Origin of the sequence: Methanolacinia paynteri (assembly GCF_000784355.1) — an archaeon.
GTDB classification, from domain to species: Archaea; Halobacteriota; Methanomicrobia; order Methanomicrobiales; family Methanomicrobiaceae; genus Methanolacinia; species Methanolacinia paynteri.
In genome coordinates this window covers 179,465-196,408 of sequence record NZ_KN360928.1, presented here as the reverse complement: position 1 = coordinate 196,408, position 16,944 = coordinate 179,465, and the positions used below count along the sequence as shown (strand labels likewise).

The following is a 16,944-nucleotide window of genomic DNA, read 5'->3' as shown; positions in this document are numbered from 1 at the left end:
AAATTCACTAACCTTATATCCCTCAAATATTAACATAGCATCCGGGCAGGATTTCATTATTCCTGCATTATGGTGAGTGGTTTGATGGTGAAATATTCGTTTATGATTATAATGCTCGTTCTGGGGGTTCTGGCTGCTTTTTCCGGGTGCACAGGCACGGACGGCGATAATGTTTCGTCCGGAAACGATACGAAAACACAGAATGAAATAGACGCAGTCGCAGAAGAACTTGTTATATCGATCAACGGGGGACTTGAGGAGATAGATTCGGGACTTTCAAACAATTCGGAAGTCCTTTCAAAGACAGGCCTGACCGGGGAGGAAGCCAAGGCAGCCCTGTCTGAGAACCTCCTGAATTTTCCGTGGGCGATATCTTCGCTCGTGATAACGAATGACGGCATTGTCGTGACCGCAGTGCCCGGAAATTACGAGGAGATCGTAGGAACGGATCTGAGCTGGCAGGCGCAGGTGCAGAAGGCCAACAGCGAAAAGGTTCCGGTTGTCAGCGATGTCTTCACTATGGCCGAAGGCTTTACGGGAATTTCGCAGAGCTACCCGGTATTTTCCGCTTCCGGCGAATATCTCGGCTACACCGATATGACATACAAGCCGGAGACATTCCTCGGCAGGCAGATTGAGCCGGTCATCGAAGGAACGCCTTATGATGTGTGGGTCGCACAGACGGACGGGACTTTGATCTATGATACGAAGAGCGAAGAGATCGGCAACAATCTCTTCTCTGATTCCATATACAGCGATGCCTCCCTCCAGGAGGTGCTGACCCGTATCGCAGGGGAGGAATCCGGTTCGGCTGAATACATCTTCTCGGACAGGACATGGAACCGCAATGTAACAAAGACTGCCTTCTGGAGAACAGCAGGTATAAACGGAGTCGAATGGAGGGTCGTCGTCACTTATTCGGGCGATAACGCAGGAGAAGAAGACGCTTCTTCCCCGGCAGCGGCAGGTTCAACCGACTCCCGCTATGAGAATCTTACGGCCTTCGTCGATAATGCCGCAGCTTATGCAAAAGAAAACGGGAAAGAGGCCGCATTGAAGGAGTTCAATGATGTAGACGGTTCTTTCATAGACGGCGAACTATACATCTTTGCATACGAGATGAACGGAACGGTAATTGCACTGCCGTACCAGCAGGAACTGCTCGGCACGGCCCGCACCGGAATTTCCGATTCAAACGGCGTTGAATTCATCGACGGTCTGATCGACGCCGCTCCGGACGGCGGCGGTTCGATCTATTACATCTACCCGAATCCTGAAGACAACTTCCAGAAGGAGTTCAAGCTCTCGTATGTGGTGCCAGTAGATGACGAGTGGTTTGTTGGATCGGGGATATATCTGCCTGAAATTCCGGCAGAGTTCAATATTTCGGAGAAGGACGAGCTTGTAAAAAGGGTGAAGAACGCACGTGACTATGCACAGGCGAACGGGAAGGAAAAGGCCGTTTCCGACTTCAACGACCTGAACGGGACCTTCGCAGACGGCGGGAAATACATATTTGCATATGATTACGAGGGAAATACTCTTGCACTTCCGCACCAGCCTGAATATATCGGGACAAACAGGCTCGATCTGCTGGATACATACGGGGTGAAGATTCTCGGGTGGGAGTCGTCCGTTGCAAAACGTGGCGGAGGGTTCGTATATGTCCAGTATTTCGATCCGGATACCGGTGACGCCCGGCTGAAACTCTGTTATGTTTCACCGGTTGATGATGAGTGGTTTGTCGGCTCCGGCATTTATACCGAAAGCCTCTGATCCACCGGAATTTATTTTTTTCAGTTCCTGTTCTTTTGGATTGTAACACATGTATGTGAAGTAAACTTCATATGAAATAAACTTCACATGATATGTTATGATTAAAGACTATACCTCTGCAGCATGGGTTGTGACGATTCTTGGCATTGTGCTCATGTTCATCTCCAAATCATCTGTATTCGACAGCAGCCAGATTAACGGCCTGTGTATCGGGATCGGTGCGGCACTTGCTGTGCTGGGTGTCGGGCATCTGGCCGGAAAGTACGTGACAAAGGCTGTTGCAACACCTGAAATTGAGAAGCTCTCTCTCCGTGAGGAGAAAGACGAGAGGAACATCCGCATCAGGGAGAGAGCCGGGTGGAATGCGTCCCGCATAATGGTCTATTTACTTTGTTTCATCGCACTCGCATCGGCACTTATGAACCTGGAGCTGTATATCACAATTTTATTAGCATCACTGATTATTATCCAGTCCTCGCTCGTGGCAGGTTCATTGATCTATTATGAAAAGAGGATGTGAATGGACAATCGCATTAAAGAGCTCAGGAACGAGAGAGGGGTGACACAGCAGGAGCTTGCAGAAAAAGTGGATGTCTCCTCCCGCACTATAATCTCTCTTGAAAAAGGACAATATAACCCGTCCGTCCTCCTGGCTCATAAACTGGCGGAATTTTTTAACTGCGCCATTGAAGAGGTTTTTATATTCGATAAAGAGGACGGAATCCGGGATGATGCAGATAATCCTGAACAATAACAGTCAGATTTTTACCGTGAAGTTCCTAACGCCCGGTTTCATATCCAGGGAGACATCGAAGTTTTTGACCGAATGCGTAAGCGCACCCATGCTTATTACATCGATATCGAGACTTGCATAGGTCTCGAAATTCTTTCCGTCGATCCCGCCTGAAATCTCTATGCAGACCCTACCGCGGAGTCCTGCGTCGGTTATGAGCCCTAATGCCTCCGATACTTTTTCCGGCTTCATATTATCCAGCATAATAATATCTGCACCTGCCTTTGCATCGGCAAGTGCGTCTGCCGGGGATTCGGCCTCGATCTCGATCTTCTTGTATGCCGAATATTCCTTTGCTTTTCTTATTGCCTCTGCTGCAGGGCATACTGCAAGGTGATTGTCCTTTATCAGAAATGCGTCGGAGAGATCGTACCTGTGCGGGTCTCCCCCGCCGGTAACAATGGCCTTTTTGTCTATCGCCCTTGCACCCGGAGATGTCTTTCTGGTTCCGGCTATTCTGATCTTCGGGTTGACCGATCTCGCCTTCCGGACTATAATATCGGTCTTTGTGGCAATTCCGCTCATCCTTCCTATTATATTCAGGGCGGTCCTCTCGACAAGAAGAATGGCCTTCGCCTTTCCCCTGATCTCCATCAGTTTCCTTCCTGCAGAGACCCTCTCGCCATCGGATGCGGTAAGAACGGCTTTGGCGCCCGCATAGCCGAACAGGAATGCCGCCTCTTCAAGTCCGCATATGATGCCGTCGTCCTTTGAGATGATCTCGGCGTAGGACTCAATATCCGGGACAACAACATCCGATGTCAGATCTCCTCTTTCCGTATCTTCCGAAAGATAGCCCGTGAGGATCTCCCTGTTTATATGCATAACTAACTCCTTATTGCTATCATCCTCTCGATCGCACCTCTTGCACGGTTCATTACCTCTTCGTCAAGTACGATCTCGTACTCTTCTGTCTCAAGGGAATTCCTGAGAATTCCGGGCGTGATCTTTTTCATATCTTTGCAGACTGACTTTTCGTAAGCGAGAAATTCCTTTTCGGGGTACTCCTTCGAAAGCCTGTATGTCATATCTTTCTCGGTAAGGACGGCCCATCTCCGGGCTTCGGAAGCGATCTTCATCATACCGCCTGTGGATGCTACGAAATCGGATGTGTCCCGGATGCTCTTTTCGCATTCGGGATGGCAGACAATACAGTAGCCCAGCTTTTTTGCCTCCTCCGTATCCCCGATCTCAAATACAGCATGGACCGGGCAGTGGCCGTCGGGAGGAACAGGAATTATCTTTTTCCCGGGAACCTGCTCCTGAACCCACGAGGCGAGGTTCGAATCAGGCCCGAATATGACCTCCGTCTCTTCCAGGGACCTGACAACACCGGCTGCGTTTGCAGAGGTGCATGCTACGTCCGCTTCGGCCTTGCATTCGGCAGACGAGTTTACATAGACGACCACTGCTGCCCCGGGATGTTTTTTCCTCGCCTCTTTTATCATATCAGGAGTAAGCTGGTCGGCAAGCGGGCATCCCGCATCCTTTACGGGCAATATCACTTTCTTGCCGGGATTGAGAATCTTTGCCGTCTCTGCCATGAACTGAACTCCGCAAAGGACGATTAGATCTTCTGTTGCCTCTTTTGCCTTTATTGCAAGCTCAAGGCTGTCTCCTATGATATCTGCAAGATCCTGAATTGCGGGAGGCTGGTAGTTGTGAGCCAGAATGACAGCTTTCTTCTCCTTTTTGAGTCTCTCAATATCTTCTTTTACGCCCATTGGAATCCTGTCTTTTATTTATGTCCCGATCTTTATAGGCTCTTCCAGGTTTCTCAGCAGTGTTATGATCGATAATGCGGCAAGGTAACTTGTAGCAGGATTGTCCGGACAGGGTTTGTTCTCGATCTTCAGGTAAAAATTCCCGAAATCCCCTTCGACGATAATTTCGTGCGTATTTCTCTGAAGGTCCGGGTCAGCCCACAGTTCTACCTCGACATCATGCCCTGTTGCAAGTTCGAGTGCTATAGCCACGTTGATATTTTTCGGAAACTGCCTGATGCATTCGTCCGCTCTTCCGGAAAACACCATCGTCTTCTTGTCCGTTTCGATCCCGAGCGAACGGGGATTCTTGGTCGTCCTGAGCAGGAGCTTTGAAATATTGGAGATCCTTCCGATCTTGAGGTTGTCGAGGCCCATTATTGCGCCGCTGGGGATATATATTCTCCTTCCTGTCCTCTTTGCGGTCTCTTTGAGCTCATTCTTCAGCCCGGGATCAGCGAGCGCCCCGACGGAGAGGATTACAATATCTTTTCCGTTTTCGAGCACCTCTCTGGCAAATTCGTGGACTGCTGTCACGGAAGCCGCCTCAACCACTATGTCGAGGTCTTCTTTTATAAATTCTTCAAAAGATGAAAACGATCCGGCACCTGTTAGCTTTGATATTTCTTCAGCCCGCCGGGGCATCAGATCAAAGCAGGCTTTTATTAAAAAGCCTTCAGTCTCCTTTGCTATGACATGTGCCACATTTCCACATCCCAGGAGGCCAACCTTTATCATTGTTACTTATTGCTGCTTATTTACGGTTAATTGTTGTGATGAGTGATTAAAGGTGGTAATATTCTGAATTTTACCGGTATGGAAATACTAAAGTAAGATGGTGGTGATAGTCCTATGTGCTTGGCATAGTTGCTAATCGGAGACGGTACCAGAATGATGCTGATATAGATGGCACTGTTGACTGATGATAGGTGCAGGTGTTTTGAGATATATAGTCCTCATTATAAATATTCTTTTTTAAATATTAATTAATATATTCATGCTTCGATCTCTTAATAATAATAATATTATCTATATATTATTTTATTTGATCATATTAATATAATATAAAAAATAACCTCCCAATCGTGGTGTTTCACGTGAGGATTGTGGTCGTTGGCGATAAATCATATTGACCGGTCAACATTATTTTCCCCTGATCGATGACCGTTGAAAACCACACAGAATAGTACATCTAAGGAGGGCATTTTATGTCAGAACTAAAAACCATTGAATCCTTTCTGTCGGCGTTAAATAATGGTGACAGGACAAAAGGTCTAAACCCCGCGGAATTCGGGCAGGAATTCCACGGGATAGTCAATGAATTGAACACTCTTCAGGACGGCTTTACAGCGCTGTATGACATTGATGACATTCTCAGCGAGATGTCAAACAATGATTACACCCGAAAAGTAGACAATAATTCTTTAGGAATTTATAAAAAATTATCCACGTCTGTCAACCTTGTTCAGCTACGCCTGCTGACTCTTCAACAGGCGGCAGAAGACATCTCTGCAGGGAATTTTTCCGATCTTGATAAATTCAGAGGTATAGGCGGAGGGGCGGGAAAGAGATGTGAAAATGACAAAATCGTTCCTGCATTTATATCCATGATGGAAGCGATTAGCAACGTCACCCTGGAAGTCGAAGTGATCGGGGAAAAAATCTCGGATGGAGATGTTTATTATCGCGGGAAGGCGTCGGATCATAAAGGCGAGTTCAGCGAGATCATAAAATCCGTAAACAATGTTGCAGAGGCCTTTTTAATTCCGATAAAGGAATCGATAAGGGTTTGCAGCAGTTATGCCGACGCTGATTTCTCAGAGCGTTTTTCCCCATCAGTTGAAATGAAGGGCGCCTTTGAGAATTTTAAAAACGCGATTAACAACATCGGAGAATCGGTATCAGAGAGTCTTGCCTTAACAAGCAACGTAACAATGCAGGTGGTTTCCAACTCGAGTGAGGTTACAAAGGGAACCGACGAGGTTGCAAAGGCAACCGAAGGCGTTGCAAATTCGAGCCAGAAAACTGCTGATCTGACAAACGATCTTTTAAAGAGCATCGATGATATTACCCGGCAGATTGCCGATCTGTCCGCTTCAAACGAGGAGATTGCGAGCACTTCCCAGGAAGTATATACCGCGGCCAACCACGTCGTAGAGATCGGCAAGCAGACGCAGGATCTTGCAAACGGCACCAACGATAAGATGAGCAGTGTCGAGAAGATTGCGAGCAAGAGCGTTGAAGAGATAAGAGCATTGAACGATCAGATAAAGGAAGTCGGAAACGTTGTCAAACTCATAAACGATATAACAAGCCAGATCAATCTTCTCGCACTCAATGCTGCAATAGAGGCGGCCCGTGCAGGCGAACACGGGAGGGGTTTTGCTGTTGTCGCCGGCGAGGTCAAGAACCTTGCAGCAGAGGCAAGATCTGCAACTGATTCTATCGGAAATGTCGTATCTGCAGTTCAGGCGGGCAGTGAGAATACTGCAAAGGCCATTATGACTGCTAATGACGAAATTATTGAAGGTGTGGACAGTGTTAACAAAACATTGCAGGCACTGAATACGATCATCCAGAACGCCGGCCAGGTGACCCACGATGTCGGAGAGATCACGAAGGCGATCGAGGATCAGGCAAATATTGCTAACAATGTCGTAATCTCTGCCGAAAAAGGCAATAAGATGACTAAAGACGTCCAGAAAAATGCCCAGGAGCTTGCTGCACTTGCAGAGGAATCAAGTGCTTCCGTTGAGGAGATCGGAAGTGCAATCCATGAGGTGAATGAACTAATTAAGAAACTGGATGAAGCGAATTCGCATTTCAAATACTGAATGGAGTGATTTTGATGGAGATCATTGACGTCGTTCAGTTTCAGCTTTCGGGTACAAGTTATGCCATTGATATCAAAACCGCGAGGGAGATCGTGGAGATGATGCCGATAACGCCGGTACCGAGGGCACCGCCTCATATTGCGGGGATTATCAATCTAAGAGGGGAGATCACAAACATAATGAATCTAAGCCATCTTATGGGCTTAAGTTCCGAAAATAAACAAGAGGGCCAGAAAATAATCGTGCTCGTTCCTGAGGCTGCCGGAGGTTCAATCATCGGTCTTATAGTTGATGATGTACACAGCGTCCTCCAGGTAAACCAGGATGATATCGATAAGATGGATGCATCAATATCAAAAGAGGCCTATGTGAAGGGGATTATCAAGACCGGGGAATCGGGGGACGGGAAAAAAGACCTTGTAATCTGGATAGACATTGAAAAGCTTCTGTCGGAGACTCTTTGTAGCGGGGAGGCAGTAGTCTGAAATTAAAAGGGTGAAGCGAATCTGGAGGCTTCCGGGAAATAACCGTTATATAATATACCGGAATTCCGGGGATATCCGGAGGACATACAGAAAATAAATCCTCCACCTTTACTTCACCATTTACAGGACTGCAAGAGATAAAATGACAACCAAAAGGCATCTTCTTACTGTATTGCTATTTATGGCCATATTTGCCGGCTGTGTTTTGCCGGGCGAATGCATGGCATCGCTGTATTCAGATCAGTCTTCATCCGGAATTTCGCCACTCAATGACTACACTGCTGTAGGGACGATCCTCGTTCTGTCATTTACCGCGGTTCTTTTTATAACATTTTTTTACTCCGGCAGGCTTAAGACGAGCCAGACTCTGCTGAAAAAGCTTTGTGAAGAAAGAGAAGCCTTCAGCACCGAGGTTGGCGAACGTTTGAACAACACCTTTGCCGTTATCAGCAGTCTTGTCTCTATGCAGATTTTAAATTCGAATGAAGAGGAGACAAAGCAGAAACTGAACGAGATCAACAACAGGATAATGGCCATTTCGCTGGTGCATCAAAATCTTCTGCATTCAAAAGGTGTTTCCAAAGTGAATGTCCGTGACGCATTTACAGGTCTGGGAGAACAGCTGGTTCAGACTTATTTCCTTGCCGGAGATATCGATTATAACGTAAAGGGGGATGAATGCTATATCAGTATGACCCAGGCCGTACCTCTGGGTATCGTGATGAATGAAATTATCAGCAATTCTTTGAAATTTGCGTTTTCAGGCAGGGCTTCAGGGGAGATATGCGTTGAATACAAATGCAGAAACGGCATGTTCGAGTTGTGCGTCTGCGATGACGGTGTGGGCATCCCCAAACATCTGCTTCACGGTAGCCGTGAATCCCTGGGTTTTAACCTTATACATGACATAGTGTCCATGCAGCTTAAGGGAAATGCCGAATTACAGAGTGAATCCGGAACGAAGTGGATTATTCATTTCCCGGCGGAATGCGGTTTAGATATTTAATTCATTGAATTCAGGATTCACAAACCGGTTTTTTCATAGTCCGTTTCGCCTGCATCACAATGTATTTAAATCATAGAATGGGAAATTATATTCAATGTGTGGTGAATGTTTTTTCGCCGGTGAATGCTTTTATCTCTGATAGCAACGGCACTGAAATCCGCACATGTGAAAGATCCGCTTCTCCTGTGCAACTAAACGGCGCAGCCGGGGCTCTTTTTATATCGTCACTTCGTTTTGAATTTTTTGGCTTATTTAACATCTTCTTTAGCTATTTTGCTGATTTTAGCTATTTCTTCGGCTATTATTTCAGCTGGTTGACCCGCACCTGAAAGCCATCTGCTTTGTAAAACCTCCGCAGGCTTTTTGGGTGCTGAAATCCGTTATGATAAATTAGAGAGTGATAATTATGCGTGGAAAAGAGATTAGACTTGAAAGGATAATGAGACGGGACACCGGAACGACGGTCATAGTCCCGATGGATCACGGCGTCACGTCAGGCCCTATTCCGGGTCTGATAGACCTTGACAGGAGTGTCGAACTTGTCGCCCGTGGCGGTGCCAATGCCGTAATCGGGCATATGGGACTTGCATTGCACGGCCATCGCAAAGGAGGCCCCGATATTGGCCTTATACTGCACCTGTCTGCAAGTACAGACCTCGGGCCCGATCCCAACGATAAGGTTCTCGTGAATACGGTACAAAACGCACTGAAAATGGGTGCGGACGGGGTATCGGTTCACATCAATGTCGGTGCAGAATCCGAGGCAAGAATGCTTCAGGACCTCGGTTCGATCGCGATCGAGTGCATCGAATGGGGCATGCCGCTTCTTGCGATGATGTACCCCCGCGGAAAAAAGATTAACGACGATAATATGGTAGATTCCATTAAGATCGCGGCAAGGGTGGCATCCGAACTCGGTGCAGATATTGTGAAGACCGTATACACCGGAGACCCCGATACGTTCCGCGAGGTCACCGAAGGCTGCCATGTGCCTGTTGTGATTGCAGGCGGTTCGAAGTCCGACGACCTGACAACCCTGAAGCTTATCGAGGGTTCGATGGAGGGTGGCGGTGCAGGTGTTTCAATCGGCAGGAATGCGTTCCAGCACAAATACCCGGACAAATTTGTAAGGGCTGCAACGATGATAGTGCACGAGAGGCGCTCTGCAGAAGAGGCGATGGAGATCCTCAAACAGGATTGAGGCGAAAAAGGAGAAAAAAATGATTGGAAAACAGATTCGTCTTGAGAGGATAATGAACAGGAATACTGGACGTGCGGTTATAATCCCGATGGATCACGGGTTCACGCTAGGTCAGATCGAGGGCCTGGGCGACATGCCGGAGATAATTTCCGCTGTAGCAGAAGGCGGTGCGAATGCTATCGTCCTGCACAAGGGAATGGTCAAGGCCGGCCACAGGAAGCACGGGAAGGATATCGGTCTCATTGTCCACCTTTCGGCGAGCACTTCGATGAACCCCGATCCGAATGACAAGGTAATGGTGTGCACAGTCGAGGAGGCAATCGCACTCGGAGCGGATGCGGTCTCAATCCACATAAACCTCGGAGCTCCGAACGAGTCGAAGATGATCGAGGATGCCGGGATGGTATCGAAGCAGTGCACGAAATGGGGTATGCCGCTCCTGATAATGATCTACCCACGCGGGCAGGGCATTGATCCCAACTCCCCGCAGGCGGTGGGGCACTGTGTCAGGGTTGCGGAAGAGCTCGGTGCAGACCTGATCAAGACCAGCTATACGGGCGATCCAGAGAGCTTCAGGAAGATAACCGCAGCCTGTTCAGTCCCGGTTCTTATCGCTGGCGGTGAAAAGGCGGGCGACCTCCAAACCCTAGAGACCGTTCTCGATTCCGTCGAAGCCGGTGGTGCCGGAGTATGTCTCGGCAGAAACTCGTTCCAGCGTGAAAACCCGTCCGCTTTCATCAGTGCCCTGTCCAGAGTGGTGAACGGGAAGGCGACGCCCGGGGAAGCGATCAGGGACCTGGAGAAACCTGCATGAAATTATTCTGGATCGACCTCAGGGAATGGGATAAGGATGCCGCGACAACGGCTATCGAGAGCGGTGCGGACGCAATTGTTGCAGAGAAGGCAGCAAAGGTCAGAGAGCTCGGGCTCATCAAGATAATCTCTCCCGACGGAGACCTCGTCCCCGGCAGAGATGTATTCGAGATTGAGATCACGGATAAAAAATCCGAAGAAAAGGCCGCAGAGCTTGGAAAGAAAGGTTATGTCATAGTTTCGACTACGGACTGGACTGTAATCCCTCTTGAAAATCTCGTTGCGCAGTCAGACAGAATAATCGCGGCTGTATTGGATGAAAAAGAGACGGAAACCGCTCTCGGGGTACTTGAAGGCGGTGTTGCAGGAATAATGCTCAAAAATACCGATCCCAATGTGATAAAGTCGGTTTCATCCCTCGTGAAGAAGTCGGGCGGGAAACTGGAGCTCTCGGTATTCACCGTAAAATCGGTGACATCCGCAGGAATGGGCGACCGGGTCTGCGTAGATACATGCACCATGATGCATGACGGCGAGGGAATGGCTGTCGGAAATACGTCATCAGCATTCCTCCTGGTTCACGCGGAGACGCTTGAGAACCCATATGTCTCCCCGAGGCCCTTCAGGGTGAATGCCGGTGCAGTGCACTCATATGCACTTGTTGCGGGAGGAAAAACCTCGTATCTCTCGGAGATCTCAGCCGGCGACCGGGTACTGATAGTAAACAGTACTGGCGAAACCGAGGAGGCGACCGTCGGGCGTGTAAAGATAGAGAAGAGGCCGCTTCTTCTCGTCGAGGCCGAGCCTGATGGTGGCGGAGCCCCGATATCCGTGGTTCTCCAGAACGCCGAGACGATCCGCCTGATGAGGGAGGATGGTAGCGCCGTATCCGTAATCGAACTGAAACCTGGGGATCGTATCCTCGGACGGATGGAGAAGGGTGGAAGGCACTTCGGGCACGCCATAGAAGAGACCATACTCGAGAAATGAGGCATGATCCATGAATAGTATAGGCATCATCGGCGGAAACGGAGGGATGGGGCGCCTCTTCTCATCGGTCTTTTCAAGGGCCGGCTATGAGGTTTCTGTATCCGGGAGGAACACCAGGCTCTCGAACAGGGACCTTGCAGAGAGCTGCGAAATCGTTATGGTCTCGGTCCCGATAAGGGCGACGGTGAGCGTAATAGATGAGATCGTCCCTCTCATGAAGCCGGAGCAGGTGCTGTGCGATCTTACGTCTGTAAAAACGATGCCCGTTCAGGCGATGCTCAAATCGAAGGCTTCGGTTATTGGATTCCATCCTATGTTCGGGCCGAATCTCCCCGGAATAAGAGGGCAGAACATCGTTGCGACTCCTGCAAGGTGTCCTGAAGAAATACTCTCCGTCTTTACATCGATCTTCGCTTCGGAAGGGGCACAGGTCACGATTATGACCCCGGAGGAGCATGACCGTGTGGTGGCGGTCGTCCAGGGGCTCGTTCATTTCGCAACCCTAGCGGTCGCCGATGCCGTCAGGACGAGCGGGACCGATTTCGAAAAGATCCTCTCGGTCATGAGCCCTGTCTACAGGATCGAGATGGGCCTTATAGGGAGGATACTCGGCCAGAGTCCCGATCTGTACGGTGACATCCTGAGGATGAATCCCGAGGTCATGCCTGTGCTGAACGGCTTCTCCGATTCGGTCGAAAGACTCAGGGAGTCTGTCGCATCTCCTGACGAGAAAGAGTTTCAGGCCTTTTTCAACGGTAACAGGGAATGCTTTAATGAATATATCCCACTTGCAACGAGGGATACGGATGCCCTGATCGAGGCGCTGGTGAATCTCACATGAAGTGCGCAGTCCTTGGGCCGGAAGGGACATTCTCCCACGAAATGGCCCTGAAAGTCTGCGGCAGGGATATAATACTCTGCCCGACTATCGGGGCCGTCTTTGCAGAAGTCGCCTCCGGAGGATGCACCGGAATAGTTCCTCTTGAAAACAGCGAAGCAGGCGGTGTAGGCGAGACCCTTGACGGGTTCATGAAGACCGACTGCCACATAACTGCCGAATACTATCTCCCTGTCAGGCATCATTATGCAGCCGCTGTCCCCGTGGGAGAAAAACCGTCATGCATCTATGTACACCCGCAGTCTCACGGACAGTGCAGCCGTTTTGTCGATGATCTCGGTGTTCCGGTAATTCATACGGCGAGCAATGCGGCAAGTGCAAAGGCCGCGGCCGAAAAACCAGGAACTGCGGCGATAACCTCCGCCCCTGCGGCGGCTATACACGGCCTGGAGATAATCAGGGAGAACGTCCAAAACTCGGACAATAACGTGACGAGATTTGTCAGAGTAGAGAAGAGCCTTTATCCCGGGGGATACCCGTATGATTCGCCCGATTGTAAAAAGTGCAGCATATTGATCGATCCGGAGGAAGATCGTCCCGGCCTTCTCTACGAGATCATCGGTGTCTTTGCAGCCATGGGGATCAACCTCTCCAGGATCGAGTCCAGGCCCTCTAAAAGAGGTATGGGGAGCTATGTCTTCTTCATCGATTTTGCCATGACTCCCTATTCCGGCGATGCAGTCAGGCGGCTGAAGGAGATTACTTTCGTTAAGGAGCTCGGGTGCTATTCGGGAACGGAGGTCGTTTGATGGACAGGATCGTTATCAACCGGCACCGGGATGTTGATCTGACTTTCTCTGCCCCTCCGTCTAAGAGCTATACCCACAGGGCGTTGTTCTGTGCGGCCCTTGCCGACGGCATATCGATAATAGAGAACCCTCTTTATTCCGGCGATACGGAGGTCACGTGCAGGGCCCTGGGGCAGCTTGGAGTCCGGACCGAACGAACGGCAGACGGGATTATCGTTGACGGGTGCGGCGGCGTAATGCCCCCCGGCGGCGATGTGACAATAGACTGCGAGGGTTCGGGTACGTCGCTCCGGTTCCTCGCAACATTTGCACTTCTTTATCCCGGCAGGGTGACGCTTACCGGAAGTGAGAGGATGAAGGAGAGGCCTGTCGGGGAGCTTGCCGGGGGGTTGAGAGATATAGGGGGAGATATCCGGTTTACTGAAAGACCCGGATTTCCCCCTGTTGAAATATCAGGGAAGCTCTCCGGGGGAAGCGTGTCGATCGACGCATCGAAGAGCAGCCAGTTCATATCCTCGATGCTCATTTCGGCACCGTATGCAGAAGATCCTGTGGATATCATTCCTGAAGGCCACGTAGCATCGGAATCCTATCTCGACATCACTGTAGATGTAATGGAGAAGTTCGGTGCGGCGGTTGAACGAATGCCGGATGGCAGATTCCATGTGCCGTCCGGTGCATACGTTCCGCGGGATTACAGGGTGGAAGGAGACTATTCGTCCGCGTCTTATCTTTTTGCAATCGCCGCAGTATGCGGTGGAACCGTTGCCGTGAACAACCTGAATCCGGATTCCGTCCAGGGCGACACCGCCTTTCTCGGGGCGCTTGTCTCTATGGGTTGCCGGGTAACGAAAGATGCCGGTTCGATAACGGTAACACGAAAGGGCCATCTTTCGGGAGTGGACATCGATATGTCATCATCGCCCGACACGGTACAGACTCTTGCAGCAGTAGCGGTATTTGCAGGCTCACCTACGAGGATAACCGGAGTTTCGCATCTCATATACAAGGAGAGCGATCGCATAGGAGCGATCGGACGGATGGTCGAGGGATGCGGTGCCGGTTTTGAATATAATGATAATGAAGGCGAGATCGTGATAACACCGGGTGAGATTCACGGGTTTGTCCTCGATCCCCAGGACGATCACAGGACCGCAATGTCCGGTGTGGTAATTGGTCTTGGTGCCGGAGGGGTGACGATAAAAGACCCGGAGTGCGTCGGGAAGTCGTATCCCGGTTTCTGGGATGAACTCAGGAGGGCGGGACTTTGAAGAAGAGAATTATTCTCACCGGATTCCGCGGCTCAGGCAAGACTACCGTAGGTGAAATGCTTTCGGAGAGGACGGGCCTTCCGCTTTATGATACCGATGAGATGGTCGAAGCCGAATGCAGGATGCCTATCCCAGAAATATTCTCGAAAGAAGGGGAGGACGCCTTCAGGAGAGCTGAATCAAAGGTAATCCGGGAACTCCCTGCCATGCCATGCATAGTTTCGACAGGCGGCGGTGCGATCCTGAACCCTGAAAACGTCATGAACCTCAGGCGTGACTCTCTTGTTTTCCTGCTGAACGTCTCCCCGGAACTTGCCACGATGAGGATCTCGGGCAGCGAACGCCCGTCTCTTACCGGAAAACCTGTAGGGGACGAGGCCGCAGGCCTGATATCCCGGAGGATGCCGTATTACAGGATGGCTTCGGATTTCTGTATCGATGCCGGTCTTTCTCCTGAAGAAATCTGCGACAGGATAGGCGGGATCATGAACTACGGCCCGTGCACGGTGGAGGAACGTACTGCGGCAGCCGTGTTTTTCAGAAATTCCCCGGTGCCTGAAGATCTGAGAGAGAGAACCCTTTCGAGGATCGGGCTTGCCGGTGCGGTCCCCTTTTGTGCAATCGCAGGGAATCCGTGCCTCCACAGCAAAAGCCCGCAATTATATTCAGCACTCTTTGCCCGCTACGGCATAGATTCGCATTACACATATATGCAGGCTGAAGACATACGGACTATTGTTGAGGTCATGAAAACGGCGGGAATGAAAGGTCTCTCAGTCACAATACCGTTCAAGGAGGATGTCATGGAATGCCTTGACGAAACCGACATCCATTCGCAGAAAATCGGGGCGGTTAATACCGTCCTGAACTCCTGCGGCAGGCTATACGGGACCAATACCGACTGGATAGGAATACGCGAGCCGCTCCGTGATTTGAAAGGGAGGAACGCGGTCGTCTTCGGTGCCGGCGGTGCAGCGAGAGCAGCCGTATACGCCCTGACGGATCTCGGGAAGGATGTAACCGTTATAAACAGAACCGTAGAGAGGGGACTGGCACTTGCGGAGCATTTCAGGTGTTCCTTCTCACCGCCCGGAGATTTCAGGCCTGATGAGACGGAGATCGTCGTAAATGCGACATCCCTCGGGATGGGAGGAAAGGGTTCTCCTCTGGCGGAGGATCAGTTCAGGTCCCATATGACCGTCTTCGATCTCGTCTATACACCGCCTGAGACGCCTCTGCTTAAGATGGCGAAGAAAGCGGGATGCAACTGCATTCCCGGCACAGAGATGTTCATATATCAGGCAGCTGAACAGTTCAGGCAGCTGTTCGGCATAATTCCAGATACAGGAGAGATAAGGGAGGTTTTACAGAGATGAATACGACAGGGAGATTCTTCCGCTGCACGACATTCGGTGAAAGCCACGGCAGGGCGATAGGTGCCGTTGTTGACGGCTGCCCTGCGGGGATAGAATTCTCCGAAGACGACGTAATGCCGCTGATGGAAAGAAGGAGGCCGGGGAAGAATCCGCTCTCCACTCCACGGTCCGAGACGGACCAGGTGGAGATCCTTTCCGGTGTCTTTGAAGGCGTCACCACAGGGACTCCGGTTGCAATGATAATCAGGAATGAAAACTTCAGGTCCGGGGATTACGACGAGTTAAAGGACATGTTCCGCCCCGGCCATGCAGACTACACCTATCAGCAGAAGTACGGTATCCGCGACTACCGCGGCGGCGGGCGCAGTTCAGGACGAGAGACTGCAGGGCGTGTAATGGCGGGTGCCCTTGCTATGAAACTTCTCAGCTGCGAGGGTATAACGGTCGATGGAAGGATACTCGAGATACACGGCGAAACCGACCCTGCCATCTTTGAGGAGGCGATCCTCTCGGCAAAACGATCGGGAGATTCGGTCGGGGGAATTGTCGAGGTCTCGGTTATGGGCTGTCCGGCAGGTCTCGGGGACCCGGTGTTCGGGAAACTCGACGCCTCGCTTGCAGCAGCGATGATGTCGATAGGCGCAGTCAAGGGCGTTGAGATCGGTGACGGTTTTCTCTCCGCAGGAGCACTCGGGAGCGAGAACAACGACTGCATGGACAAATCCGGTTTTCTCTCAAACCACTCCGGCGGAATTCTCGGCGGGATCTCCAACGGCAATGAGATTGTCGTCAGGATCGCTGTGAAACCTACTCCCTCGATAGAAAAAGATCAGAAAACGGTGGATGTCTCCGGGTCGGAGCGCACTATATCTGTCGGAGGAAGGCACGATCCCTGCATTGTCCCGAGGGTTGTTGTGGTTGCGGAATGCATGGCCGCCCTGGTACTTGCAGATGCGTTTCTCTCCCAAAAGATCAGCAGAATCTGAAGT

The 16,944-nt window shown here is 50.4% G+C and carries 18 protein-coding genes; 15 read left to right on the top strand and 3 right to left on the bottom strand.

The window, feature by feature from the left end; all coding sequences use genetic code 11:
• The first annotated feature begins 84 nt into the window (after nt 1-84).
• The 3 genes from METPAY_RS04430 to METPAY_RS04420 all read left to right on the top strand — a co-directional run bounded on the left by METPAY_RS04430 (nt 85) and on the right by METPAY_RS04420 (nt 2,530).
• Nucleotides 85-1,776: a cache domain-containing protein gene (locus tag METPAY_RS04430; RefSeq protein WP_048149499.1), complete on the top strand. Its 1,692-nt coding sequence runs from the start codon at nt 85-87 to the stop codon at nt 1,774-1,776.
• Between the two features lie 97 nt (nt 1,777-1,873).
• Nucleotides 1,874-2,296: a hypothetical protein gene (locus METPAY_RS04425; protein ID WP_048149498.1), complete on the top strand. Its 423-nt coding sequence runs from the start codon at nt 1,874-1,876 to the stop codon at nt 2,294-2,296.
• The gene (locus METPAY_RS04420) at nt 2,297-2,530 is read left to right on the top strand and encodes a helix-turn-helix transcriptional regulator (protein ID WP_048149495.1); all 234 of its coding nucleotides are present in this window, start codon (nt 2,297-2,299) and stop codon (nt 2,528-2,530) included. It abuts the gene before it with no gap.
• Between the two features lie 3 nt (nt 2,531-2,533).
• Here the strand turns inward: METPAY_RS04420 and nadC are convergent, their stop codons facing one another.
• The 3 genes from nadC to nadX are packed head-to-tail and all read right to left on the bottom strand — an operon-like array spanning nt 2,534 to nt 5,070.
• Nucleotides 2,534-3,394 (bottom strand): carboxylating nicotinate-nucleotide diphosphorylase, encoded by an 861-nt coding sequence (gene nadC / locus METPAY_RS04415; protein ID WP_048149493.1) that lies wholly within the window; start codon nt 3,392-3,394, stop codon nt 2,534-2,536.
• 2 nt (nt 3,395-3,396) lie between these two features.
• The gene (gene nadA / locus METPAY_RS04410) at nt 3,397-4,293 is read right to left on the bottom strand and encodes a quinolinate synthase NadA (protein WP_048149491.1); all 897 of its coding nucleotides are present in this window, start codon (nt 4,291-4,293) and stop codon (nt 3,397-3,399) included.
• Between the two features lie 18 nt (nt 4,294-4,311).
• Complete coding sequence (gene nadX, locus METPAY_RS04405; RefSeq protein WP_048149489.1) at nt 4,312-5,070, bottom strand: aspartate dehydrogenase; 759 nt, start codon at nt 5,068-5,070, stop codon at nt 4,312-4,314.
• A gap of 470 nt (nt 5,071-5,540) precedes the next feature.
• Here nadX and METPAY_RS04400 point away from each other — a divergent pair, with 470 nt between their 5' ends.
• From METPAY_RS04400 to METPAY_RS04350, 12 genes are all read left to right on the top strand, one after another.
• Nucleotides 5,541-7,166: a methyl-accepting chemotaxis protein gene (locus tag METPAY_RS04400; protein WP_048149487.1), complete on the top strand. Its 1,626-nt coding sequence runs from the start codon at nt 5,541-5,543 to the stop codon at nt 7,164-7,166.
• Nucleotides 7,167-7,180: 14 nt separating this feature from the next.
• A complete protein-coding gene (locus METPAY_RS04395; protein ID WP_048149476.1) occupies nt 7,181-7,651 on the top strand; it encodes a chemotaxis protein CheW in 471 nt (156 codons plus the stop codon).
• A gap of 142 nt (nt 7,652-7,793) precedes the next feature.
• A complete protein-coding gene (locus METPAY_RS04390) occupies nt 7,794-8,657 on the top strand; it encodes a sensor histidine kinase (RefSeq protein ID WP_048149474.1) in 864 nt (287 codons plus the stop codon).
• A 77-nt stretch (nt 8,658-8,734) separates the two neighbouring features.
• Entirely contained in the window at nt 8,735-8,986 is a 252-nt protein-coding gene (locus METPAY_RS14835) for a hypothetical protein (RefSeq protein WP_157198991.1), read from the top strand.
• Between the two features lie 77 nt (nt 8,987-9,063).
• Nucleotides 9,064-9,858, top strand: coding sequence for a 2-amino-3,7-dideoxy-D-threo-hept-6-ulosonate synthase (locus tag METPAY_RS04385; protein WP_048149472.1), 795 nt, complete (start codon nt 9,064-9,066; stop codon nt 9,856-9,858).
• A 19-nt stretch (nt 9,859-9,877) separates the two neighbouring features.
• Entirely contained in the window at nt 9,878-10,672 is a 795-nt protein-coding gene (locus METPAY_RS04380) for a 2-amino-3,7-dideoxy-D-threo-hept-6-ulosonate synthase (protein WP_048149470.1), read from the top strand.
• A complete protein-coding gene (locus tag METPAY_RS04375) occupies nt 10,669-11,661 on the top strand; it encodes a 3-dehydroquinate synthase II (RefSeq protein ID WP_048149468.1) in 993 nt (330 codons plus the stop codon). Before METPAY_RS04380 ends, METPAY_RS04375 begins: the two co-directional genes overlap by 4 nt.
• A 10-nt stretch (nt 11,662-11,671) precedes the next feature.
• A complete protein-coding gene (locus METPAY_RS04370; RefSeq protein ID WP_048149466.1) occupies nt 11,672-12,502 on the top strand; it encodes a prephenate dehydrogenase/arogenate dehydrogenase family protein in 831 nt (276 codons plus the stop codon).
• Nucleotides 12,499-13,308, top strand: coding sequence for a prephenate dehydratase (locus tag METPAY_RS04365; protein WP_048149464.1), 810 nt, complete (start codon nt 12,499-12,501; stop codon nt 13,306-13,308). The genes METPAY_RS04370 and METPAY_RS04365 overlap by 4 nt, the downstream gene beginning before the upstream one ends.
• On the top strand, nt 13,308-14,579 hold the full coding sequence (gene aroA / locus METPAY_RS04360) for a 3-phosphoshikimate 1-carboxyvinyltransferase (protein ID WP_048149463.1): 1,272 nt from the start codon (nt 13,308-13,310) through the stop codon (nt 14,577-14,579). Before METPAY_RS04365 ends, aroA begins: the two co-directional genes overlap by 1 nt.
• Nucleotides 14,576-15,955, top strand: a complete 1,380-nt coding sequence (aroE, locus tag METPAY_RS04355; protein ID WP_052418656.1) for a shikimate dehydrogenase — start codon at nt 14,576-14,578, stop codon at nt 15,953-15,955. The genes aroA and aroE overlap by 4 nt, the downstream gene beginning before the upstream one ends.
• Nucleotides 15,952-16,941, top strand: coding sequence for a chorismate synthase (locus METPAY_RS04350; protein ID WP_048149461.1), 990 nt, complete (start codon nt 15,952-15,954; stop codon nt 16,939-16,941). The genes aroE and METPAY_RS04350 overlap by 4 nt, the downstream gene beginning before the upstream one ends.
• Nucleotides 16,942-16,944 lie beyond the last annotated feature (3 nt).

Coding starts and splice junctions, on each gene's coding strand:
- METPAY_RS04430 (WP_048149499.1), top strand. CDS start 85: ATGGTGAAATATTCGTTTATGATTATAATGCTCGTTCTGGGGGTTCTG.
- METPAY_RS04400 (WP_048149487.1), top strand. CDS start 5,541: ATGTCAGAACTAAAAACCATTGAATCCTTTCTGTCGGCGTTAAATAAT.
- METPAY_RS04425 (WP_048149498.1), top strand. CDS start 1,874: ATGATTAAAGACTATACCTCTGCAGCATGGGTTGTGACGATTCTTGGC.
- METPAY_RS04420 (WP_048149495.1), top strand. CDS start 2,297: ATGGACAATCGCATTAAAGAGCTCAGGAACGAGAGAGGGGTGACACAG.
- METPAY_RS04380 (WP_048149470.1), top strand. CDS start 9,878: ATGATTGGAAAACAGATTCGTCTTGAGAGGATAATGAACAGGAATACT.
- METPAY_RS04395 (WP_048149476.1), top strand. CDS start 7,181: ATGGAGATCATTGACGTCGTTCAGTTTCAGCTTTCGGGTACAAGTTAT.
- METPAY_RS04370 (WP_048149466.1), top strand. CDS start 11,672: ATGAATAGTATAGGCATCATCGGCGGAAACGGAGGGATGGGGCGCCTC.
- METPAY_RS14835 (WP_157198991.1), top strand. CDS start 8,735: ATGGGAAATTATATTCAATGTGTGGTGAATGTTTTTTCGCCGGTGAAT.
- nadC (WP_048149493.1), bottom strand. CDS start 3,394: ATGCATATAAACAGGGAGATCCTCACGGGCTATCTTTCGGAAGATACG.
- METPAY_RS04375 (WP_048149468.1), top strand. CDS start 10,669: ATGAAATTATTCTGGATCGACCTCAGGGAATGGGATAAGGATGCCGCG.
- nadA (WP_048149491.1), bottom strand. CDS start 4,293: ATGGGCGTAAAAGAAGATATTGAGAGACTCAAAAAGGAGAAGAAAGCT.
- METPAY_RS04385 (WP_048149472.1), top strand. CDS start 9,064: ATGCGTGGAAAAGAGATTAGACTTGAAAGGATAATGAGACGGGACACC.
- METPAY_RS04365 (WP_048149464.1), top strand. CDS start 12,499: ATGAAGTGCGCAGTCCTTGGGCCGGAAGGGACATTCTCCCACGAAATG.
- aroA (WP_048149463.1), top strand. CDS start 13,308: ATGGACAGGATCGTTATCAACCGGCACCGGGATGTTGATCTGACTTTC.
- METPAY_RS04350 (WP_048149461.1), top strand. CDS start 15,952: ATGAATACGACAGGGAGATTCTTCCGCTGCACGACATTCGGTGAAAGC.
- nadX (WP_048149489.1), bottom strand. CDS start 5,070: ATGATAAAGGTTGGCCTCCTGGGATGTGGAAATGTGGCACATGTCATA.
- METPAY_RS04390 (WP_048149474.1), top strand. CDS start 7,794: ATGACAACCAAAAGGCATCTTCTTACTGTATTGCTATTTATGGCCATA.